Origin of the sequence: Moraxella cuniculi, assembly GCF_900637105.1 — a bacterium.
GTDB classification, from domain to species: Bacteria; Pseudomonadota; Gammaproteobacteria; order Pseudomonadales; family Moraxellaceae; genus Moraxella; species Moraxella cuniculi.
Genome location: NZ_LR134343.1, coordinates 2,179,536 through 2,202,865 on the forward strand (window position 1 = coordinate 2,179,536; position 23,330 = coordinate 2,202,865).

General features: G+C 46.0%; 13 protein-coding genes and 2 tRNA genes. 6 read left to right on the forward strand and 9 right to left on the reverse strand.

Annotation, left to right across the window (positions count from 1 at the left end):
- Positions 1-185 precede the first annotated feature (185 nt).
- The 4 genes from EL162_RS09815 to EL162_RS09830 form a co-directional block, all read right to left on the reverse strand.
- A complete protein-coding gene (locus EL162_RS09815) occupies positions 186-2,342 on the reverse strand; it encodes a M3 family metallopeptidase (RefSeq protein ID WP_078310302.1) in 2,157 nt (718 codons plus the stop codon).
- A gap of 123 nt (positions 2,343-2,465) precedes the next feature.
- Positions 2,466-4,067, reverse strand: coding sequence for an efflux transporter outer membrane subunit (locus EL162_RS09820; protein WP_227543404.1), 1,602 nt, complete (start codon positions 4,065-4,067; stop codon positions 2,466-2,468).
- A gap of 2 nt (positions 4,068-4,069) precedes the next feature.
- Positions 4,070-7,213: an efflux RND transporter permease subunit gene (locus EL162_RS09825; RefSeq protein ID WP_126331604.1), complete on the reverse strand. Its 3,144-nt coding sequence runs from the start codon at positions 7,211-7,213 to the stop codon at positions 4,070-4,072.
- A gap of 19 nt (positions 7,214-7,232) precedes the next feature.
- Entirely contained in the window at positions 7,233-8,648 is a 1,416-nt protein-coding gene (locus EL162_RS09830) for an efflux RND transporter periplasmic adaptor subunit (protein ID WP_126331605.1), read from the reverse strand.
- Between the two features lie 360 nt (positions 8,649-9,008).
- On the opposite strand from EL162_RS09830, the gene EL162_RS09835 reads away from it, so the two are divergent.
- From EL162_RS09835 to EL162_RS09845, 3 genes are all read left to right on the forward strand, one after another.
- Positions 9,009-9,082: transfer RNA gene (locus tag EL162_RS09835), tRNA-Cys, on the forward strand.
- Between the two features lie 6 nt (positions 9,083-9,088).
- Positions 9,089-9,175, forward strand: a tRNA-Leu gene (locus EL162_RS09840).
- Between the two features lie 322 nt (positions 9,176-9,497).
- Complete coding sequence (locus tag EL162_RS09845) at positions 9,498-11,966, forward strand: TonB-dependent hemoglobin/transferrin/lactoferrin family receptor (RefSeq protein WP_126331606.1); 2,469 nt, start codon at positions 9,498-9,500, stop codon at positions 11,964-11,966.
- Positions 11,967-12,034: 68 nt separating this feature from the next.
- On the opposite strand, the gene tsaA is transcribed toward EL162_RS09845, so the two are convergent.
- Complete coding sequence (gene tsaA, locus EL162_RS09850; protein WP_126331607.1) at positions 12,035-12,751, reverse strand: tRNA (N6-threonylcarbamoyladenosine(37)-N6)-methyltransferase TrmO; 717 nt, start codon at positions 12,749-12,751, stop codon at positions 12,035-12,037.
- Between the two features lie 156 nt (positions 12,752-12,907).
- On the opposite strand from tsaA, the gene EL162_RS09855 reads away from it, so the two are divergent.
- Positions 12,908-13,681 carry a ferredoxin--NADP reductase gene (locus tag EL162_RS09855; RefSeq protein ID WP_076555987.1) on the forward strand — a complete coding sequence of 258 codons (774 nt, stop codon included), beginning with the start codon at positions 12,908-12,910 and terminating at the stop codon, positions 13,679-13,681.
- A 154-nt stretch (positions 13,682-13,835) separates the two neighbouring features.
- On the opposite strand, the gene EL162_RS09860 is transcribed toward EL162_RS09855, so the two are convergent.
- Complete coding sequence (locus tag EL162_RS09860; RefSeq protein WP_126331608.1) at positions 13,836-14,258, reverse strand: HIT family protein; 423 nt, start codon at positions 14,256-14,258, stop codon at positions 13,836-13,838.
- A 164-nt stretch (positions 14,259-14,422) separates the two neighbouring features.
- On the opposite strand from EL162_RS09860, the gene EL162_RS09865 reads away from it, so the two are divergent.
- On the forward strand, positions 14,423-15,076 hold the full coding sequence (locus EL162_RS09865; RefSeq protein ID WP_126331609.1) for a hypothetical protein: 654 nt from the start codon (positions 14,423-14,425) through the stop codon (positions 15,074-15,076).
- On the opposite strand, the gene EL162_RS09870 is transcribed toward EL162_RS09865, so the two are convergent.
- Positions 15,073-16,383 carry an AI-2E family transporter gene (locus EL162_RS09870; protein ID WP_227543405.1) on the reverse strand — a complete coding sequence of 437 codons (1,311 nt, stop codon included), beginning with the start codon at positions 16,381-16,383 and terminating at the stop codon, positions 15,073-15,075. The genes EL162_RS09865 and EL162_RS09870 overlap by 4 nt on opposite strands.
- 101 nt (positions 16,384-16,484) lie before the next feature.
- Entirely contained in the window at positions 16,485-18,182 is a 1,698-nt protein-coding gene (locus EL162_RS09875; protein ID WP_076555983.1) for a BCCT family transporter, read from the reverse strand.
- A gap of 556 nt (positions 18,183-18,738) precedes the next feature.
- On the opposite strand from EL162_RS09875, the gene ilvD reads away from it, so the two are divergent.
- Positions 18,739-20,637, forward strand: coding sequence for a dihydroxy-acid dehydratase (gene ilvD / locus EL162_RS09880; RefSeq protein ID WP_126331610.1), 1,899 nt, complete (start codon positions 18,739-18,741; stop codon positions 20,635-20,637).
- Between the two features lie 270 nt (positions 20,638-20,907).
- Here ilvD and EL162_RS09885 read toward each other — a convergent pair whose 3' ends face one another.
- Complete coding sequence (locus tag EL162_RS09885) at positions 20,908-23,037, reverse strand: NADPH-dependent 2,4-dienoyl-CoA reductase (protein WP_126331611.1); 2,130 nt, start codon at positions 23,035-23,037, stop codon at positions 20,908-20,910.
- Between the last annotated feature and the right edge of the window lie 293 nt (positions 23,038-23,330).

Here is a 23,330-nt window from a genome sequence, read left to right on the forward strand (position 1 = left end):
AAAAATAATTTTGACAATTGTCAATTTTTATAAAAATTTGGCAGCTTTGATAAAATTACTATAAATATAAATGCACTATCCTACCGAACACAATGTTTGCATAAGCAATCTGTCAGTGGCAACTGGTTATCACTGATTATAAAAAAACGGCCAGCTTACTGACCGTTTTTCAAGATAGGCTTAAATCACTCAATGCCATAAGTGGCGAGCAGTGCCTTTGGATCTGGCTTGCGGCCACGATAATTAATATACAACTCCATCGGCGAACGAGAACCACCCTGAGACAAGATGGTGTCTTCTAGGCGTTTGCCTGTTACAGGGTTTAGTACGCCCTCTTCTTCAAACTTGGCAAAACCATCGCTTGCCAACAGCTCTGCCCACAGATAGCTATAATATCCTGCTGCATAACCGCCAGAGAACAAGTGCGTAAAGAAGTTCGGACGGCGTACATAGCGTGGCGTATGAGCAACACCAACCTCATCAACAACTTGCAAAAACAGGTTTTGTGCATAGTTGCTTGGCTTGTCAGCAGTGTACTCGGTATTGGCTCTCATGTCAAAAATACCAAATTCCAACTGACGGATTAAACGATATGCCCCTTGATAGTGCTTGGCTTCTAGCAGTTTATCAAGCAATTCGCTTGGCAGCGGCTCGCCAGTCTTATAATGTGCCGAGATTAGCGGTAGTGATTTACGATCTAGGGTAAAACCCTCCATCAGCTGACTGTTAAACTCAACAGCGTCCCATGGTATGCCATTAAACCCTGTTACCCCGAGAATCTCCATCTGTGTCAGCATGGATTGCAAGCCATGTCCAAACTCATGAAACAGCGTATTTACTTCATCGTGCAACAATAGCGATGGCTGACCATCGGCAGGCTTGCGAAAATTCATCGCCATCACAGTAACAGGCAATTGCAAACTGCCATCGGCACGGCGAATACGGTCAATGGCAACCGACTGCCATGCACCGCCACGCTTGTTGCTGCGAGCATACATATCCAAATAAAACGATGCCTTGTGCTGACCCAAAGCGTCATAAACTTCATAGAACTTCACCGACTCGTCCCAAACATCGGCTTTGGCTGGGCGAATGCTGATACCGAAAAGACGCTTGCTAATCTCAAATAAGCCTGACAGCACTTTGTCTTCGGGGAAGTATTCACGCAGCATTTCTTTGTCAAATGAATACAGGGCATTTTTGTGTTTTTCGGTATAATATGCCATGTCCCACGCGTTAAGCTTGTCTACGCCATAGTTTGTTTTGGCAAATTTGGCAAGCTCTTCAACCTGTGTTTTTGCCTTGCTGCGGCTTTTGTTCACCAATCCTGTCAAAAACGCCATCACCTCTGCTGGCGAATCTGCCATTTTGGTTGCCAAAGAATATTCGGCATAATTTTTAAATCCAAGCAGTTTGGATTTTTTCAGTCGCAATGACAAAATCTCAGCAATCACAGGGCCATTGTCCCATTTGCCAGCATTTGGCCCAAGTTCAGAGGCTCTGGTAAAAAATGCCTCGTACACTTCGGCACGCAAGGCAGCGTCATCAGCATAGTTCATTACCGCTGTATAGCTTGGCGTATCCAGTCCAATGCGATAGCCTGTCTGGCCTTTGTCCTCGGCGGCTTTTTTGGCACTTTGCAAGGCTGCTTCATTTAGCCCTTTTAGCGGCTCGGCAGTGTCAAAAGTCTTATGCCAGCCATTGGTTGCATCTAGCACATTATTGCCAAACTGCGTTGATAATTCTGATAAGCGTTTATTAATATCCGCCAACTGCTCTTGCTGATTTTTTGGCAAATCAATGCCCGACAAGCGGAAACTCAGCAAAGCATCATCAATGGATTTTTGTTGTGCGGCATTGTACTGGGCAAATTCTGGAGAGTTTTTTAGCGTCATCATCGCATCAAACAGTGGCTTGTGCATACCACGCCAAGTGTAAAACTCGCTCACAACACTTCTGGTGCTGTTATACGCCTCTCTTAATTCTGGTGTATTGGCAACAGAGTTGAGATTTGATACCGATGTCCATGCACGATCAAATTTTTCATCAATGTCCGCCAAAGGGAAATAAAAATTATCCCAAGTTAAATTCGGCTGGTTTGCGACCTGCTCGATGACTTTTTTGGATTCATCAATCAAAAATTGCATCGCAGGCATGATATGCTCAGGTTTGATTTTTGAATACTTTGGCAAACCCGAAAAATCAAGCAAAGGGTTGCCTGATAAATGCTCGGGCGTTTGTAGTGAAACTGTTGGCAGCGTAGCCAATGCCATCTTTGGCAAGCCAAATAATCCCAATGCTGTCGCACCCATGCTACCATACAAAAAATTGCGTCTATTCATAAATACTCCCTTAAACGGACTTAAAAAATTGCCATCTTTGGCAACAAACCTACCCCCATTCTAACACAAGCAAAAAATAAAAGCACCCATCAATGAGTGCTTTTAGATAAATTTTCATCACAATCACGGTGCCTGTGTACCACTTGGTAAGTGTTCTGGCACAGGTTGCGTGATGACAGTCTGGCTTGCCGCTGGCACTGCTGCTTTTTCAAGCTGTTGACCATTGGCAAGCTCGGCAGTACGCATCGCCTGACGCTGACGCTCAAACTCAGCAATCTGCTCGGCGGTCAAATTAGCACCGCCGCCAAGTGCTTGATACAACTGAATCTGGCTGATTAATCTTGCCAATTCTAGTTGTAAAATGCCCTGCTGATTGGCAAATAGCGAACGCTCGGCATCTAACACGGTCAGATAGTTGTCAAGCCCTGAACGAAACCTTGCATAAGCAATGTTATAAGTCTGCTGAAAATTATCTTGTAGGCTAAATTGCGACTGCAATTGACGACCCAGATTGGCACGGTCAGCAAGCACATCAGAAACTTCCTTAAAGGCAGTTTGAATGGCTTTTTCGTAATTTACCAAGGCGGACTGCTGGGCAACTTGGGCAACTTGATAATTGGCACGGCGAGCCCCTGCATCAAAAATCGGCAGGCTAATGCTTGGCCCAAACGACCAGCCCAATGCCGAGCTTTTTAACAAATCATCCAGACTGCCACTGCTAAAGCCAATGTTTGACGACAGTTGAATCGAAGGGAAATAAGCCGCTCGAGCGACATTGATATTCGCCCCTGTCGCTTTTAGCATTTGTTCAGCTTGGATAATATCAGGACGATAGTACAACAGCTCGCTTGGCAACCCTGTGCTAAACAAGGTCTGTGCCGTGATATCGCTAAGGCGCAAGTTACTGTTAATGCTTGGTAATAGCTCATCTGGCACAGGCTGACCAATGAGTAACTGTAGACCATTGCGTGCTTTTAGGATATTGGTATCGGCAGTATATACCGCAAGTTTTGCTTCTTCAAGTGAGCTTGCCGCCTGCAAACTGGGCGATTTGGCATCAATGCCCGCCTCAAAGCGTTTTTGGGTGATAAGCAATGCCTGTTCACGAGTCTTGAGCGTCTCAACAGCAAGCTGACGCTGTGCCAGTGCGTGTGCCAAACTGACATAGCCTTGTGCTACGCCTGAGATGATGGAGATTTGTGCAGCATCTTTGGCGGCGTTGGTGGCCAGATATTGGTGCAATGCTTGCTGTTTTTGGCTGGCAACCTTACCCCACAAATCCAGCTCATAGCTACTCATCGCCAGACCAACATTATAAGCTGTCGATGGGTTGGCATCGATACGGTTGTTGGCTTGGCGTGTCGCCCCTGCTGATGCACCGACCGATGGCAAGCTACCAGCTTGGGTGATTTGGTACTGAGCACGAGCTGACTGCACCGCCAACACTGCTGATTGCAGGTCTTTATTATGCTCCAACGCCAACTCAATCAAAGACTTGAGTTTGTCATCGGTATAAAAATCCTGCCAACGCACTGCTGCCATACTGCCTGCTTGACTGGTGCTGATGGTTTGGTCATCATACACTTCATAGGATTCATTCATCGGCACATTTGGCACAGCAAGCACGGCTGCTGTTGTGTCGATTTTTTTTGGAATGCTACCACAGGCTGCCAAAGCAGCAGCCAGTAGCGACAGGCTAAAAACTTTTACAGTTGAAGTAGTCATGATTACTCCTTAACTTGTGTATTAACAGTCAATTTTGGCTTATATGGGAATAGCGTTCTTACCCACACATAGAACATTGGGATAAAGAATATGCCCAAGAAAGTTGCTGTCAATACACCGCCAACAACCCCAGTGCCAACTGCATTTTGGCTGCCTGAGCCTGCACCTGAAGCAATCGCAAGTGGCACAACACCCATGCCAAATGCCAGCGATGTCATGATAATCGGACGCAATCTTAGGCGTGCTGCTTCCATGACTGATTCTTTGAGCGACTTGCCTGATTCTTGGATTTCTTTGGCAAATTCAATAATCAAAATCGCATTTTTCGCCGACAAGCCGACCACGGTCAATAGTGCTACTTGTAAATAAACATCATTGGCAAAACCACGCAATGTCGTAAATAGCAACGCACCGATAACACCCAGCGGAATAACCAAAATCACCGAAAATGGCACAGACCAACTTTCGTACAATGCCGCCAAGCACAAAAATACCACCAAGATAGAAATGGCATACAAGAATGGTGCTTGACCGCCTGATTTTTGTTGCTCAAGTGATAAGCCTGTCCATTCAAAATCAATACCCTCTGGCAACTGTTCTGCCATCTGAGCCATTGCATTCATCGCATCACCAGTACTCTTGCCTTGTGCTGCTGCCCCTGTCAGAGCCATTGATGAGAAGCCATTATAGCGAGTCAGACTTGGGCTGCCATATTCCCACTTGCTGGTTGCAAATGCACCCAAGCTAACCATTTCGCCTGAATTATTACGCACATACCAACGGTTGATATCCTCTGGTACGGTGCGACTGCTTGGCTCACCTTGGATATAAACTTTCTTGATACGACCACGATCAATGAAGTCATTGACATAGCTACCGCCCCATGCTTGCGACAAAGTGCCATTAACTGTTGGCAACGAAACGCCATAAGCAGCTGCCTGTTGCTGGTTAATGTCCACTTTTAGCTTCGGTGCATCTTCTTGACCACCTGGGCGAATTGACGCAATCTCTGAGTTTTGCATTGCCATGCCCATCAGCATATTGCGTGCCTCAAGCAAGGCTGCATGGCCAACACCGCCAATATCTTGTAGCTGCATCTCAAAGCCGCTGGCATTACCAAAGCCCTGAATTGGTGGCGGAGCAACTGGATAAATCAAACTCGCCTCAGGAATCATCACATTCATCGCCATCGCACGAGCCACGATTGCTTGGGCGGTATTTTGCTCACCCTTACGCTCGTCCCAGTCTTTTAAATCAACAAATGCCATACCAGCATTTTGTCCAGTACCCATAAAGCTAAAACCTGAAATGGTAAATACCGATTCAATATTATCCGCTTCTTGGGTGTTATAGTACTCTGCCATCTTCTGCATGACCGAATTGGTCTGTGCCAATGTTGAACCTGCTGGCAGCTGCACCAAAGTCATCACCGCACCCTGATCTTCTTCAGGAACGAAGGAGCTTGGTAGACGCACAAAAAGCAACGCCATCACGGCAATGATTGCTGCATAAATGCCCAAATAGATTAATTTGGCAGAATAAGTCTTGCCGACAAATCTCTCGTAACGCTGACTTGCCTTATAAAATAGACGGTTAAACCAACCAAAAAAGCCTTTTTGGGTATGAATATCTTTGTGTGCTTGTCGTTTTAAGATAGTAACGCATAATGCTGGTGTAAAAATCAAGGCAATGATTGCCGACAGTGTCATGCTGGTAATCAAAGTTACCGCAAACTGACGATAAATCACCCCAGTTGAACCACCAAAGAAAATCATCGGTACAAAAACCACCGACAAAATCAACGCAATACCAACAACCACCTTGCTGATTTCGCCCATGGATTTTATCGTTGCGTCCATCACAGAGATATTGGGGTCTTCTTCTAGCAGACGCTCAACATTCTCCACGACGATAATCGCATCATCCACGAGCAAGCCGATGGCAAGCACCATTGCAAACATTGTCAAAATGTTAATGCTGTAGCCCAGCATAGACAATACGGCAAAAGTACCCAAAATCACCACAGGCACCGCCAAAGTTGGGATTAAGGTTGCACGCCAATTCTGCAAGAATAAGAACATGACCAAAAACACCAGCACAATCGCTTCAATCAGCGTATTAACCACTTGGCTGATTGACAAACGCACAAATGGCGTGGTGTCATAAGGCACAACCATTTTCATGCCTTGTGGGAAATTCTTCGACAATTCATCAAGTCTGGCACCGACAGCCTCACGCACCTCCAATGCGTTCGCACCCGATGATAGCATGATTGCCATACCTGAGGCAGGCTTGCCGTTATATTGAGCTTGGAATTGGTAGTTTTCACTGCCCAGCTCAACACGAGCAACATCTTTAATGCGTACCTGCGCCCCTGAGGTATCGGTTTTTAGCAAAATATTCTCAAACTGCTCTGGCGTTTGCATATAGCTTTGTACACTGACAGTCGCATTAATCACCGCCTTATCCGTATCGGTTGGCAATGTTGCCAATTGACCTGCCGATACTTGCACATTTTGGGCAGAAATTGCTGCCGATACATCAGCAGGCATCAGCCCATAGGCACGCAGTTTGTCAGGATCAAGCCAGATACGCATGGCATACGCCGAACCAAAGATATTCGTACCGCCAACGCCCTCTACACGGCTGATCGGATCGACAATATTGGCATTGATATAGTCAGCGATATCCGTCTGATCCATGCTGCCATCTTCAGAAACAAAACCCGCCACCATCAAGAAGTCGCTGGCTGATTTTTCGACCGTCAGACCCATTCGTTGCACCATTTCGGGCAGTGAGCTGGTTGCAGCTTGTAGCTTGTTTTGCACCTGAACTTGTGCAGTGTCTGGATTTGTGCCATTTTCAAAAGTCAGGGTAACGGATGCCGTCCCTGCTGCTGATGAGCTTGATGACATATACATCAAGCCGTCCAATCCTTTCATCTGCTGCTCAATGACTTGAGTTACCGAGTTTTCAATGGTCTCGGCATCAGCACCGGGGTATGTTGCCTGCACCGATACTGTCGGTGGTGCGATTTGTGGATATTGCTCAATTGGCAGACCACGAATTGCCAAGATACCCACCAGCATGATTAAGATGGCGATAACCCAAGCAAAAATCGGTCTATGAATAAAAAAACGAGACATATATTACCTATTCGTTGGATTATTGAGATGAGTCAGCTGCCGCTTCGGCTTCGGTTGCTGCATCGGCAGTGTCGCCATCTTTTGATGGACGAGCCATAGGTACAGTTGCTGCATTGGCGGCTGGTTGGTTGCCTGCTGGAGCTTGGGCTGCAGCATTTGCTTCGCTGCTGGCTGCTGGCAGTTCGCGTGCCGTTACCTCTTGATCAGGTTTTACCTTGCTGCCACCGATAATCACCACACGGTCGCCAGAATTAATACCACCTGTTACAATCCAATTGCCATTATAAGTACCAGAGGTTGTGATGTTGCGTAGCTCAACCTTATTGTCAGCATTGACGATATATACTTGAGTTTCGCCAGTTGGTGTACGCATGATGGCACTTTGTGGCAACAAAGCAGCGTTTTGGACAACGCTTTGAATCAGGCGAGCATTAACAAACATACCTGGCACTAGCTTGCCTTGTGGATTTGGGAAAATCGCACGCAAGGTCATCGCCCCTGTTGATTCATCAACGCGTGCATTGGCAAGCAACAATCTGCCAAGCATCGGGTAAGTTTGTCCATCTTCTAGCACCAGTTGCACCTCTGCACTGCCCTGACCTGCCTGACCTGACTCGATTTGTTCACGCAAGCGTAGCATTTCGGCAGCAGACTGGCTGATATCCACATACACTTCATTCAAGCGACTGATGGTAACCAGCGGCGTTGCTTGGTTGGTTGCAACCAATGCTCCAGCGGTAACGGCAGAGATGCCTGTTACGCCACTGATTGGAGCTTTGACGATGGTGCGACCAATATCCAGCTGACTGGCTCCCAGACTGGCTTTGGCACTTTGTACTGATGAGCTGGCACTGGCGATATTGGCATCTGCTTGTGCTACTGCTGCTTTGGCAGCTTCGACATTTGCCTGTGCCGTACGCACTGCGGTTACCGCCTGATCGTATAATTGACGAGAGACCGCCTGCACTTCTAACAAGCCTTCATAGCGTGCCAAATCCGCACGAGCCTGTGCCAGATTTGCCTGTTGTGCTGCCAGATTTGCCTGTGCTGATGCTCTGGTTGCTTGTGCATTGCCCACCGCAGCTTCGGCACTTCTGACCGCCGCTTCACCAGCCTGAACCGAGCTGGTATAGTTATCAACATTAATGCGGTACAAAGGCTGTCCTGCCTGCACGATACTGCCCTCACGGAACAGCACTTCTTCGACCACGCCCGTTACCTGCGGACGCACCTCAGAAGTCTCGCTGGCCGCCACTCGACCTGCAAAACTCTGAATCACAGGCACAGTCTGCAAGGTGATGGTCTGTACATCAACAACTGGGTTTGGCATTTGTTGCTGCTGAGCTGCTTGCTCATTAGACTTGCCACACGCCACCAAAAAGCCTGTACTGCCCATCAAAGCAATAATCATGGCTGCGCGTAAATTTAATTTCATAAAAACCTACTTTTTGTTACATGATTTTACGGATTTACCTACTCAATATTAAAAATTAAATATAAATTAAGCAAAACCTTAAAACCGCTTCATACGCCAAGCATGCTTGGCACTGTCTGACAATTAATAAATAATCGCCCAATAAATCTTCTTATTATAACCCTTTTTTTTTGCTTATCAATCGTAAACTTGCGGATTTCCGCCACAACCTTATACATAGCGGTCAGATTTATCGCTTGCAATTTGGTTGATTTTGTGTGCAAAATAATAAAATACCTGCCCATTTGCTAAAAATTTTTGAAAATTTGAAAATTTTGCTTGTTTTTTTGAAAATTTTTGGTAAGATAGCAACACTTAAATGGCTGGATGGCAGAGTGGTCATGCAGCGGACTGCAACTCCGTGTACGCCGGTTCGATTCCGACTCCAGCCTCCATTTTTTGCCCGGGTGGTGAAATTGGTAGACACAAGGGATTTAAAATCCCTCGCTCTTTTGAGCGTGCCGGTTCAAGTCCGGCTCTGGGCACCATCACATTTCCCCTGTCTTAGGACGGGGGTTTTGCTTTTATAAAGCAAATCAGACGATTGAATTCCACCATGCCGTTTTTCCACATTTTTACCAACCGCTAATTGCAAGATTTGCCGCCACCATTACAGATTTTATATAACATCAATCAGTTAGCCTACCCATCTGATATCAGAATTTTGCCATTTTTCTTGTGGTTATCCATAACTTTTTATTTGTTAATGAGAATGATAATCAAAAATTTTTTCATTTGATATTTTGTTGCTACAATGTATAATTTATTCGGATACTTTTTAGCAATATTAATTAACAAATAGGCAAGATAATGAATCAATTGACCACGTCAACAACCAGCAAATCCTTACTGGCGTTATGTATTTTTATGATTATGGCACAAAATGCCCATGCGGACACGCCTGCCGACAACCGCCCACTCACCGTTGTGCTGCCACCAGCCATCATTCATCAACCCAGCCTGCCCAGATTGCAATTTGCCGATAGCAAAATCACAAGGGACAATCTGAACAACCAGCTTATTAATGATGCTTATGATTTAGTGCGTTATGACAGCGATGTCTCGGTCGCCCAGCTGGGCAGATTTGGCAATCAAGGCTTTGCCATTCGTGGCGTTGAGGGCAATCGGGTGAACCTAAACCTTGATGGGGTGAATTTGCCAGAATCAGAATCAAATGAAATATTTTCACGCTATGGCTATATGCCTGAGGGTCGTATCATACCCGAAATGGAACTGATGGATCAGGTGCTGATACACGCAGGTGCTGACAGTACAGCGGTCGGCTCTGGTGCATTGGGCGGCTCGGTGAGCTTTAAGAGCAAAGAACCTACAAGCCTAGTCAAAGACACGCAAGGCTTTGGTGGCTATGCCAAAATTGGTTACAGCAATAAAAATGAAGAAAAAATGGCGGCGGTTGGTATGGCGGCGGTTGGTACCAAAGCGGAATTTTTGCTCAATTATACACGCCGAGAAGGTAGCGAAACCAAGAACCATGCCATGCGTCCAAAAGACAAGGCAAAACTTGACCCAAATTATGTATTTAGCCGTGATGAGATGCCAAACCTCATCACCGCAAGCAGCTTAATTTATCCAAATCCCCAAAGCTACACTCAAGACGGCTTGACTGCCAAGCTCTATATCAAATCAAACAAACATCGATTTGGCATACATGGTCTGTATCAAGAAAAACAAAGCCTGACCAATGCCGACTCCATGCACAACCCACCCATCAGCCCCAACAGACGGCTTGCCAATGATGCACGGCGTACGCATGACACCAGTCGGCTGGCAACCTATGGGCTAAGTTATCGCTATCAACCAACAACCACACTGATTGACAGCATTGGGATAAATCTTAATCAAAGTCGTGCCTTGACACTGGCGGATACTTGGCTTTATGACAGGGTCTTTGATGGCGAGACCTTAAAATCCTCACAGCTGTATCGGCGAGAATATCGACCGACCAACACTGTTACCAAACAAGCCGATTTAATCATCAAAACCAATCCCATCACGCTGGGCAAGGCAGGCACGCATAATCTTAGCTTTGGTACGCAATACAGCCGCCAAAACTACGATTTGGCAACAGTGCAGCTGGGCAAAACAGCGAGTATGGACAGAGCATTTGTTGATAGCAAAAAGCAGGATTTGAGTTTTTATTTGCATGATAATATTGAGATAAATGATCGCCTGCGAGCAAATATTGGCGTACGCTACACCGATTATCAATCCAAGCCATATTTTCAGAGCAATGTTTTTGGCAATGATGAAAATGCCATCAATGCCGAATTGTGTGATGAATATAACGAAGGGTCGTTTTGCCAACTGTACCGTCAAGGCAACAATTTGCCCAAAGCACGATTTACAAAAACCACCTACAGTGGTGGTATCGATTATGACCTAATACCCAATCGTGCCAAAGTCGGCTACAAAATCGCCACAGGGTTTTTGGCACCGACCACCACCCAACTGTACGCCAACCAAGAAGTGTCATATTTTGACATCAGACAACTTGCCAACCCTGAACTCAAACCCGAAACCTCCCTTAGCCAAGAGTTCAGCGTTCAAGTTAAGCCACTTAGTAATATAAGGCTAACCGCAACAGCTTATCAAAATAACTACAAAAATTTTATCCAAACCAAATGGGGCGATGACTTAGCAGGCTGTGGCGGGTCGTACTGTTCACAGTCGGTCAATCTAAATGATGCCAAAGTTACAGGGTTTAAACTTGGTGTTGATGCTGATTTATCCAATCTGCTTAACACCAATGGTCGATTGCTGGCATTTGCCAACTATCACCAAGCCAAAGACCGTGCAAGTTTTGACGGCAATAATGGCAAACTTACCATCAACACACTAAGCACCGCCCCAGCAACCTTAATCATGGGTGCAAGCTATACCGCCAGTGATGACAGCTGGCAGCTGCACGGCGTGGTTAATGCCATCGCCGCCAAAAAAGCAAAAGATGCCCAAGTCATCAGACAAGGCAGAACAGCCACAGGCAGAAGCTATGAATATTCAGGGGCGTACGAGCATATTAATCGCAGCAAAAACGCCCTCATCTACGATCTGTATGGCAGCAAAAAACTTGGCAAAAACTTAAGCCTAACCGCTGGTGTGTACAACATCACCAATGTGCGTTATATCCCTTGGGAGAATCTTAAGCAGTTTGTTGATGGCGAGGCGGGCAACAGCATGGTTGATGACAAAGGCTATGGTTTTGCTCGCTACACAGCAACAGGTCGTAACTATGCTGCCGCATTAACCTACACCTTTTAACCAAGCCAAAAAAACGGTCAAACTTAGCACTGTCAAGTTTGACCGCTGTTATCATGCGACCAATGCCATCAGCTTGTCAAGATTCGCACCTGCACAATGTGCATCAGCCCATCATCGTCCATCAAAAAATCAACATCAACTTGCAAAAAACGCAAAGAAAACACCACCGCAACCTCTTGCTGGCGATAGGCAGGTCTGGGGTCTTGGGCGATAAGCTGGGTGATAATATCCACATCGGTCGCACTTAGCACCCCTTGTAGCACACAATCGGCAAATGCTTGGCTTGCCTGTGCATCTATCACAACCTTCCTGACAGCTGGCGTATCTATCTTGCCACTGACAGCATCAGACACACTGTCCACAAACGGTAAATACGGCTTAATATCAACAATCGGCGTGCCGTCAATCATATCAGCACCAGCGATATGTAGCCGCACACTGTGCTGATAACATTCAACGCCGACAAGTCGCACCACCGACAGCCCCAACCCTGACGGTCTGTACATACTGCGAGTTGCAAACACCCCCATCTTGGCATTGCCACCAAACCTTGGCGGACGCACCTGCGGGCGAAAATTTTTCTGCACAACATTCTGATGAAATTGCCACAATACCCACAAATGACTATAAATCTCAATACCTTCAAATGCCGCTGGCGTATCAAATGGTGGCACGAAGTCAATATAACTGGCAAGCTCAACCAAATTCGGCTGTCTTGGCGTACCAAATTTTTGTGGTAACGGTGAGCGATGATAACCAATAATCGGCAAATGTATTTCTTGCATGGGAAAATAATCTCGTTTATGCTAAAATGTGCAGTGCTTATTCCAAAATTACCCTAAATAGTTCTGGCAAAACTGGTTATTATACACCAATTATCTGCCAACCAATCGCCAGCTAACAGGGCTAATATCACAACCTAATCAGTTATAGAGAACATTATGTCAAAATTTATCAGCGAAACTGTTACTTATGTTCATCATTGGAATGACAGTCTATTCACCATCAAAACCACGCGTGGCGACAGCTTGCGTTTTCGCAATGGCGAGTTTGCCATGATTGGCATTATGGTTGATGGCAAGCCTTTGGCTCGTGCCTATTCTATCGCCAGTCCGAACTGGGCAGAAGAGTTGGAATTTTTCTCCATCAAAGTACCAGACGGCCCACTTACCAGCCGCCTGCAACATATTCAAGTCGGCGATGAACTGCTGATCAGCAAAAAACCCACAGGCACGCTGGTGCTGGACGACTTGTTGCCTGGTAAACATTTGTATATGCTGGCAACTGGCACAGGTCTTGCTCCGTTTTTATCATTATGCCGCGACCCTGAAGTTTACGAACGCTTCGAAAAAGTGATTTTGGTACACGGGGTTCGTCATGTTGAGGATTTGGCTTATCGTGATTTTTTTGAGAACGAATTGCCAAATGATGAGATTTTTGGCGAATGGGTGCGTGAAAAATTCATCTACTACCCAACCGTTACTCGTGATGAGTTCAAAAACACAGGGCGTGTTACCGACTTATTAAAATCAGGCAAACTGTTTGACGACATCGGACTGCCACCAATCAACAAGCAAGATGACCGTGTGATGATTTGTGGCAGCATGGCGATGAATGCCGACACCGCTGCTATCTTGGACGAGTTTGGCTTGACAGTATCGCCACGCATGGGCGAGCCTGCCGACTATGTGGTTGAGCGAGCCTTTGTTGGTTAATGCCACCATTCCCATCAGACGCATCGCATGATGCGTCTTTTTTGTATCAATTTTGCCTGACAAATAAATCTGTGCCAAGCTGGCAGACACCCTTAAGCTGTGAAATACAGCACGCCAGTTGGCTTGCTAAGATTCTTTGGCAATGATAACTTAATTAAGCAATCGCCGCCGCCAACTGCTTGGCAAGTTTGGCAAGCGTGTCTGCATCAACGGTCAGTGTTTCGTGCTTGGCAATTGTGCTAAAATGTGCTGGCACAAGGTGTATGTGATAATGAAAAACCGACTGACCTGCATCGGCATGATTGAGCTGCATCTGCATGATTGCCTGAGTATTTAGCACTTGACGCTGAGCAGTCATGACTTTTTGGGCGGTGGCAATGACAGCCGTGGCGTATTCTAAGGGCAAATCACTAAGCTCTACCGCTTGACATTTGGGAATGACCAAAACATGCCCTGTCGCCACAGGCATGATGTCCATAAACGCCAAAGTCTTCTCATCTTCATAAACCTTGTGGCAAGGCAGCTCTCCTCGCAAAATTTTGGCAAAAATATTGCTATCATCGTATAATGGTTTCATAAAATCCCTCGTAATTGCCATAGACTTATGCCATTGCACCAACGGCAAACACGCCATTTTCTTGCAATGCCATCTTGATTGCATTGTAGCATAATTTTATGATGATTTAAGCTGATTTTCTTGCCGATTTTTGCTATAGTAAGCATTTTTATGAGCCGATGATTATGGATACTGACGAACAGCCCTTATTGATTTTGCAAGACCTGTTTGGTGATGATGGCTTTGTGTTTCGTGTGCATAATGTCAAACTGACCAACATTGACACCGCTTATGATTTGCCACAAATGTTTTTGGCACACTATGACAGCTTGCCCGATGAAATCAAGGCAGACTTACCCCTTAGTGCCACACTGCTTAGGCAAATTAATAAAATGGTTACTGCCGATGAAGCATCTTATATGCTTGGCTTGCCCACAGGCACAATCCGCCCTGCATGGCACATCAAAATCAGCGGCACAACTGTCATTGCCTGCGATGAGTTGCCATTGGCACTGCACACCCAATTCACCAATACCGCCAAACACAGCCAAGCGGTCTATGGCGAACCCCAAGCACTCATCGCCCAAGAGGCTGCACGCTGGCAATTGGCAGGAAATGTTAATATCATCTACAAAAATTCTCAATATCAGCTAATAAGTGCCGACCTGCAAGGCGATACACTTATCATTGACACGCATGACAACTATATGCGATTGCCAAACTCTCACGCTCTGGCAACCACACACGCACTCAACACCCTAAAAAACAACCGCCCTGCCGCCTTGGGCTATCTGCACGATGCTATCTTGGAGAAAATTACTGCCACCGCTTTGGACTAAGTATCATCACCATTTGGCTTGATTGTCTGCTGCGGTGGCGTATTTTTTGCTGGATTATTGGCAGTCTGTTTTTGTTGATAGCCCTGAAAGTCAGCATATAGGTCATTTTTCATCTGCTCTTCGTCTTGATCCAAAATTTGTACCGTATAATCCCCCAGTGTGAACTTGATATACAGCACCTGCACCCATACGATAATCATCACCATCATCGGTGCTGCCAGTGCCACACCCAAAAAGCCCGTAATCGACCCCATCACCACTTGTGACAGCAGCAGTGCCACAGGTGGCAAATCCACCATGCGATTTTGTACAATTGGGGCGACAACATAACTCTCAAGCTGCTGCACCGCCACAATCATAATAACCACCCACAGCAGCATATCTGGAGCAACAATCAGCGTCAATAGCACAATCGGCACTGCTGACAGCCAAGGGCCAAGCACAGGAACAAAATCCAGCAAAAATGCAATAAACCCCAACGCCAAGGCAAAAGGAATATCCATCAGCCACAACGCCACCCCTGTTGCAGCCCCCACAAAACCCATCACCACAAGCTGCCCCACCAGCCACTGCTGCATCGCACGATAGCTACGCTCAAGCAAATATTCCGCCTTGTTGCGACTATTCTTTGGAATCATCGCAACAAAACTTCGGCGATATACCGCAGGCGAAATTGCCAAAAACAACCCAAGTATCACAATCACCACAAAAGTGCCAATACCGCTGATTACACCGCCCAAATAAGTCGGCAAATGCGTCATCGCACCTTCGCCAAACTGTGCCAAAAACCCTTGAGGGTCGCTACGCAGTCGCTCAATCCACGCTTGATTTTGTAGCCATTCATACAGCATTGGATAACTTTGCACATACTGATGCAAATAATCAAATGCTTGCGGTATCATTTGTTTTAAATGCTCAAGCTGATTGGCAAGCTCATGCCCAAATGTGGCAGCAAAACCCACAAAAATACCCAGCAAAAACAACACCACCAGCGTTAATAACACGCCATGCGGCAACCGTCTGGCATGCCGCCCCAATACAGGAATTTTTGTCAAAAATTCAACCAAACTCAACAAAAATACCGCCATCAAAATTGAAGCAAAAACAATCAACCATACATGAATCAAATAATAAAAGCTCACCATTAGCAAAAAGACAGCCATCGCCATCAGAATAAATGATTTTTGTGCTTGGATCGTTGTCATGAAATCTTCCCATCTATGGCAAATCTGCCAAGTTTGTTTTATTGGCGAACCAATGATACTCTTTGGCGTGCCAATCGCCGTGCCATTGGTTTTTGTGTGCAATTTGCAAGCCTAGCAAGGTTTTGCTAAATTTTCAAGTTTTATGATAACTATTTTTACTATTTCTTGAAAAATCCCAATATTTTTGACCAAGAGCCAAATTTTTACCCTTTGGGCTTATCATCAGTGGCATGCTTGGGCAGTGGCAATGGCCCACCAAGCAAATGCTCATCTCTCATTTCATCGTGAGAATTATGCTCTGCCGACTCTGCGGTAATATACCACTGCTTGTTGCGATACAGCGTCAATCTGTCTCGTCCCAGTCCACGCCATAGGCAGTACATCATCACAAACACCACCAAAGCAAATGGCAAACCTGCAATAATGGCGGCCGCCTGCAGTGCCGACAAGCCACCTGCCACAATCAGCACCGCCGCCATCAGCCCCTCTGAAGTTACCCAAAATAACCGCTGTATCTTTGGTGGGTTGGTCTGACCCCCTGCCGTCAGCATATCCACCACCAGACTGGCACTGTCTGCCGATGTTACAAACCACAAGACAATCATCGCCAAAATCACCACCATCAACCCTTGCGTCAATGGATAATATTCAATCAATTTAAAGACCGCACTGCCATAGTCCGCCTGCACCGCTTGCACCAAGCCAAAATCACCCAGCAGCTCCATATATACCGCCACGCCACCGAATGTGGTAAACCAAAAGAACAGCAGCGTCATCGGCACAAACAGCACACCGAACAAAAATTCACGAATGGTGCGACCTCTTGAGATGCGTGCAATAAAAATCCCCACAAACGGCGACCAGCTCACCCACCACGCCCAATAAAACACCGTCCAACTCGCCTGCCAATTGCTATCGGCATACGCCTCATTCCACAGCCCCAGACTGATAAGATTGCCTGCATAGTTGCCAATATTCTCCACAAAACTATCAAAAATAAACTGTGTCGGCCCTGTTATCACCATAAAGACAAGCAGCAACAAAGTAGCAACGATGGTAATATCGCTCAATCTTTTCACTCCTTTATCCAAGCCCGCCATCACCGAGACAGCAGCAGCGATGGTAATCAGTGCAATCAAAGACACCTTCAGCCAGATACTTGGGCTAATGCCAAACAATTGCACCAACCCTGTCTCAAGCTGCATGACGCCCAATCCCAGCGAAGTTACCACGCCAAACATCGTGCCAAATACCGCCAAAACATCAACCGCATGACCCCATTTGCCATAGATGCGTTTACCAATCAGCGGAAACAGCACCGAGCGAATCGACAGGGGCAATCCTCGCCGATAATGAAAGTATGCCAGCGACAACGCAACGATGGCATACACCGCCCAAGCGTGCAATCCCCAATGCAAAAACGAAAGCTGCATTGCCAATTTTGCCGCCTCGATACTCTGTGGCTCACCCATCGGTGGCGAGGCGAAATGATACAATGGCTCTGCCGTTCCCCAGTACAAAAGCCCAATGCCAATCCCTGCCGAAAACAGCATACCAATCCACGAACCAAAACTGTACTGCGGCGTTTCGGTCTGATGACCCAAACGAATATCGCCAAAATGGCTAAATCCCAAATAAGCACAAAAAACCAACGCTGCATTCATCAAAATAATCAGCACAAAACCAACTCTGGTGCTGATAAACTGCTGCACCTGTCCAAATACCGCCCCTGCTTGCTCGCTGAACAACGCTCCATATAATAAAAACAGCATAATCAATAAAGCAGAGCTTACAAAAACAGGAATGCTGACTTTGGGAAATATGCCAAATCGGCTGATTTTAACCCCTTCTGCCATGACTTCTTTATCACAAGAATTATCTGTAACTTGTTGATTATTCATAGTTTATCCTTAATGGTGTCATCGCCTTGTTATATTCAATGTAAAACAAGGCTACTTTTTAAGGATTTTTAATTGTATTTTATATAAATAATAAATTTAAAAATATTGCCAAATACCATTACCCACCGATGCACAGTATCTGAATAACCGCCCAGCATACGATTGCAATGTAGCGGTTTCAACTTTATCTTTAGATAAATTTAAAAAATACAATTAAAAATCAATCAATAATCCATCAGACTAACAATATCGGTATTGATTTGCAAATTTTTGGATTTTTATTTATTGCCGATACTGCAAAAATTTTATTTAAGATATTGATTTTATTATATTTTTATTTTTTGTTGTATTTTGTAACTGCAAATGAATCACAAATAATCTCTACCGCTTGGTTGATTTTGTCAGTCTGATGAATGGTAATTTTTGGTTGCATTGCACCCTTGTAGACAAAATTTCTCATCACTGCCAAAATCAAGCAAGTTTTTGATGATAAAAAGTGCTAAAATAAGCAAATTTGCATTCATATTTGTAGCCAATCGCCAACAAAGGAGGCAATATGCCAACCTACCGCTCAAAAACATCTACCGCAGGTCGCAACATGGCAGGAGCAAGAGCCTTGTGGCGTGCCACTGGCATGACCGATGCGGATTTTGACAAGCCCATCATCGCCATTGCCAACTCATTTACCCAATTCGTTCCCGGTCATGTGCATTTAAAAGATTTGGGCCAGCTGGTCGCCCGAGAGATTGAGGCGGCAGGTGGCGTTGCCAAAGAATTTAACACCATCGCCGTTGATGATGGCATTGCCATGGGGCATGGTGGTATGCTGTATAGCTTGCCCAGTCGTGATTTGATTGCGGACAGTGTTGAATACATGGTCAATGCCCATTGTGCCGATGCATTGGTCTGCATTTCCAACTGCGACAAAATCACCCCAGGTATGCTGATGGCAGCCATGCGACTAAACATTCCAACCATCTTTGTCTCTGGCGGCCCGATGGAGGCTGGCAAGGTGTTAGCAAGCACCCTAGGTGATGGGCATACCGTCCACGAAACCATCACCAATGATGATGGTCAAAAGGTGCGTAAGCTGGATTTGGTTGATGCCATGATTGATGCTGCCGATGACCTTATTTCAGACAATGATGTTGCCAATGTCGAACGCTCAGCCTGCCCAACCTGTGGCTCATGCTCTGGTATGTTTACCGCCAATTCCATGAACTGCTTAACCGAAGCACTGGGCCTATCACTGCCTGGTAACGGCTCATTGCTCGCCACGCATGCCAAACGCAAACAGCTGTTTTTGCAAGCAGGTCGCAGCATCGTTGCCCTTGCCAAACGCTACTATGAACAAGACGATGCCAGCGTACTGCCACGCTCAATCGCCAGCAAAGAAGCCTTTGAAAATGCCATGAGTCTAGATATTGCCATGGGTGGCTCAACCAATACTATCTTACACTTGCTTGCCGCTGCCAATGAAGCAGGCGTAGACTTTAAGATGGCGGACATTGACCGCTTGTCTCGCTCGGTGCCATGCCTATCAAAAGTCGCCCCTGCCACCCAAAAATACCACATGGAAGATGTGCATCGTGCTGGTGGCGTGATGGGGATTTTGGCAGAATTAAACCGTGCAGGGCTATTAAAAACCCATGTACCAACCGTGCATTCAGAAAGCCTACAAGCCGCTCTTGATAAATGGGACATCATGAACCCTGACAACAGTGAGGCTCGTGAGCTGTATATCGCCGCCCCTGCTGGCATACGCACCACCGAGGCATTTAGCCAAAATAAAGTCTGGAGCAATCTGGATTTGAACCGTGAGAGTGGCTGTATCCGCAGTAAGGATTTTGCCTACAGTCAAGATGGTGGTTTGGCGGTGCTGTTTGGCAATATTGCCGAGCGTGGTTGCGTGGTCAAGACCGCAGGCGTTGATGAGAGCATTTTGACCTTTACAGGGCGTGCCAGAGTATTTGAAAGCCAAGAGGCAGCAGTAGAGGCAATCTTGGGCGATCAGATTGTTGCAGGCGATATTGTCATTATCCGTTACGAAGGTCCAAAAGGCGGTCCTGGTATGCAAGAAATGCTCTACCCAACCTCTTATTTAAAATCAAAAGGACTGGGCAAGGCTTGTGCATTACTGACCGATGGTCGTTTTAGTGGCGGTACATCAGGTCTGTCTATCGGACACGCCAGTCCAGAGGCGGCCGAGGGTGGTAATATTGGTCTTGTTGAAGAATTTGACACGATTCACATTGACATTCCCAATCGCACAATTCATCTTGATGTAACAGATGACGAGCTGGATAAACGCCGCGAAAAACAACTATCCAGAGGCAAAATGGCATTTAAACCCATCAATCGCAATCGCAATGTCAGCCAAGCCTTGCGTGCTTATGCAGCCATGGCAACATCTGCCGACACTGGTGCTGTGCGTGATGTCAGCCAAGTAGAATAACGGCTAACGGCACAACTGCCACCACAGGATACCAAGCAACTTGTGGTGGCTTGATGCCAAATGCACCAAAGCAGCCGCAAGCAGGTGAAATTTTGCCGATTTTTGACAAACTTATCAAAATACTTAGAGTTAATTTGTCAAAATAAAAAAATTATCTGTTTAAAATTTATTATCATAAATGCTAAAGTACAGCCAGAATATACTTGCTAAATTAATAAATTTGCTAAATTGTCATTTAAATATATTAATAAAATCTAAACCCACTCAAGCCTACAACCGCACCGCCAACTCAAAACCCTCACGAATGGCACGCTTGGCATCTAATCCATCAGACAATCTGGCACCTCCAATGGCATGATAATCCGCTTTTGGCGTATCGCCAAGTTTTGGCATCAGCTCATTGACCGATTCTTGCCCAACACATAGCACCACCGTATCAACGCGAATCAGCTGCGACACACCATCTAGGCGAACCCACAGCCCTTCATCGGTGATTTTTTCATATTCCGCTTCAGAAATTTGAATCACACCTGCCTGTTTCATGACTGCTTTATGCACCCAGCCTGTTGTCTTGCCCAGCGACTTGCCCAGCTTACCTGAACTGCGTTGCAACAAATACACCTGACGGCAAGGCTTGATTACAGTGGCAGCGGTCAGCCCTCCTTCGTGGTTATAATGAGCATCTGGCTGCACGCCCCATTGGGCAAAAAACGACTCCGCCGTCTGGGCAACCGCTTGATAATGCTCATCATTGACATCGGCTGCAACCGATTCACCATGCACCAAAAATTCCGCCACATCAAAACCAATACCCCCTGCACCCAGCACCGCCACTCGCTCGCCTGCCACCTTCTCGCCGCTTAAAAGCTCGCTGTAGCTGACAACTTTCGGCAAATTCACACCAGCAAGCGTGGTTAATTGGCGTGGCACAACCCCTGTGGCGATGATAACATGGTCCGCCTGCATATTGGCAAGCATCACCCTATCCACTTTGGTATTTAGCTCCACAGTAATGCCAAGCCGCTTAATCTGCTCACGAAAATAGCGAATGGTCTCAAAAAACTCCTCTTTGCCCGGTATCACCTTTGCCAGATTAAACTGCCCACCAATAAATGGCTTGGCTTCATAAATCACCACCTGATGACCTCGAGTTGCTGCCGTTACTGCAGCCGACAAACCTGCAACACCTGCTCCGATGATGACGATTTTTTTGGGTTTTTTGGCAGATTTAAGAGTAATTTGACTCTCAAAACACGCCAAAGGATTCACCAAGCAGCTCACTTGCTCGTTATTAAAGGTATGATCAAGGCACGCTTGATTACAACCAATGCAAGTATTGATAAGATTTTCTTGATTATTGCGTGCTTTATTGACCCATTCACTATCTGCCAAAAACGGCCTTGCCATTTGCACCAAATCCGCCTGATTGCTTGCCAATATTTCCTCAGCAACTTTGGGCATATTGATGCGATTGGCGGCGATGATGGGCGTATTGACTGCTGCCTTGAGTGCTTCGGTATATCGTACAAAAGCCGCTCGTGGCACACTGCTAACAATGGTCGGAATGCGTGATTCATGCCAGCCGATGCCAGTGTTTAACAAGGTTATGCCAGCACTTTCTAGTGATTTGGCAAACTCAATCACCTCAGCCATCACAAGCCCCTGCTCCACCAACTCTATCACAGGCAGCCGAAAACTGATGATAAATTGCTCACCGACCGCTTGTCTAATTGCCCTGACAATCTCAACTGCGAACCGCCCACGATTTTCTAGCGTGCCACCATATTTATCATTGCGTTGATTGGTGCGTGATGACAAAAATTGATTGATAAGATAACCTTCAGAACCCATAATCTCAACGCCATCATAGCCTGCTTTTTTGGCAAGCGTTGCCGTATGAGCAAAATCTGCAATGGTGGCTGCGATATTTTTTTGGCTCATTTGCCGTGGCTTAAAGGGCGAGATGGGCGATTTTATTGCACTGGGGGCGACAACAAAGGGGTGATAACCATACCGCCCTGCGTGCAAAATTTGTAGCAATATCTTGGCACCGTGCTTATGCACTGCGTGGGTGATTCTGCGATGATGCACCACATCTGCCAAGCGATTCATTGTACCTGCCAAAGGCGTCAGCCAACCCTCACGATTTGGCGAAATGCCGCCTGTGATAATCAGCCCCACTCCGCCTTTTGCTCGAGCCTCAAAATACGCCGCCAGCCTGCCATAATGATAAAATCTATCCTCAAGCCCCGTGTGCATTGACCCCATGATGATGCGATTTTTTAATTGAGTAAATCCCAAATCAAGCGGCTCAAACAAATGCGGATAATGGCTGTTTTCTTCACTAATGGCAATGCTTGAGTTATTTGTTAATTTTTTCTTAAAAAAGGCTAAAGGCATGGCTATTTTCCTATGGCTAGCTGTAGCAATTTTTATCGGTGTATTTGTTATGCATAAATATCAAGCCACAGACTGCAAGACGCAAGTGGCAGGTTTTATCCAAGCATAATACATTGCCCAAATTTTAGCACATTTTTTGGCAATGTCTTGTGATTTTTTGACGAACGAAATTTAATCAAAAAAATTCACACAAATCATTTGCCAAAGCCACAAAATCAAGGTAAGCTATCAATAATACGCCCATCACAAAGCGATAAATTGTGGGCAATATCATCAATACTATAAGGATAATC

What these genes read in the sequence shown, in the direction of transcription:
- EL162_RS09815 (WP_078310302.1), bottom strand. Translation starts at nt 2,342, where the DNA reads ATGAATAGACGCAATTTTTTGTATGGTAGCATGGGTGCGACAGCATTG.
- EL162_RS09845 (WP_126331606.1), top strand. Translation starts at nt 9,498, where the DNA reads ATGAATCAATTGACCACGTCAACAACCAGCAAATCCTTACTGGCGTTA.
- EL162_RS09885 (WP_126331611.1), bottom strand. Translation starts at nt 23,037, where the DNA reads ATGCCTTTAGCCTTTTTTAAGAAAAAATTAACAAATAACTCAAGCATT.
- EL162_RS09865 (WP_126331609.1), top strand. Translation starts at nt 14,423, where the DNA reads ATGGATACTGACGAACAGCCCTTATTGATTTTGCAAGACCTGTTTGGT.
- EL162_RS09825 (WP_126331604.1), bottom strand. Translation starts at nt 7,213, where the DNA reads ATGTCTCGTTTTTTTATTCATAGACCGATTTTTGCTTGGGTTATCGCC.
- EL162_RS09855 (WP_076555987.1), top strand. Translation starts at nt 12,908, where the DNA reads ATGTCAAAATTTATCAGCGAAACTGTTACTTATGTTCATCATTGGAAT.
- EL162_RS09875 (WP_076555983.1), bottom strand. Translation starts at nt 18,182, where the DNA reads ATGAATAATCAACAAGTTACAGATAATTCTTGTGATAAAGAAGTCATG.
- EL162_RS09830 (WP_126331605.1), bottom strand. Translation starts at nt 8,648, where the DNA reads ATGAAATTAAATTTACGCGCAGCCATGATTATTGCTTTGATGGGCAGT.
- tsaA (WP_126331607.1), bottom strand. Translation starts at nt 12,751, where the DNA reads ATGCAAGAAATACATTTGCCGATTATTGGTTATCATCGCTCACCGTTA.
- EL162_RS09820 (WP_227543404.1), bottom strand. Translation starts at nt 4,067, where the DNA reads ATGACTACTTCAACTGTAAAAGTTTTTAGCCTGTCGCTACTGGCTGCT.
- EL162_RS09860 (WP_126331608.1), bottom strand. Translation starts at nt 14,258, where the DNA reads ATGAAACCATTATACGATGATAGCAATATTTTTGCCAAAATTTTGCGA.
- ilvD (WP_126331610.1), top strand. Translation starts at nt 18,739, where the DNA reads ATGCCAACCTACCGCTCAAAAACATCTACCGCAGGTCGCAACATGGCA.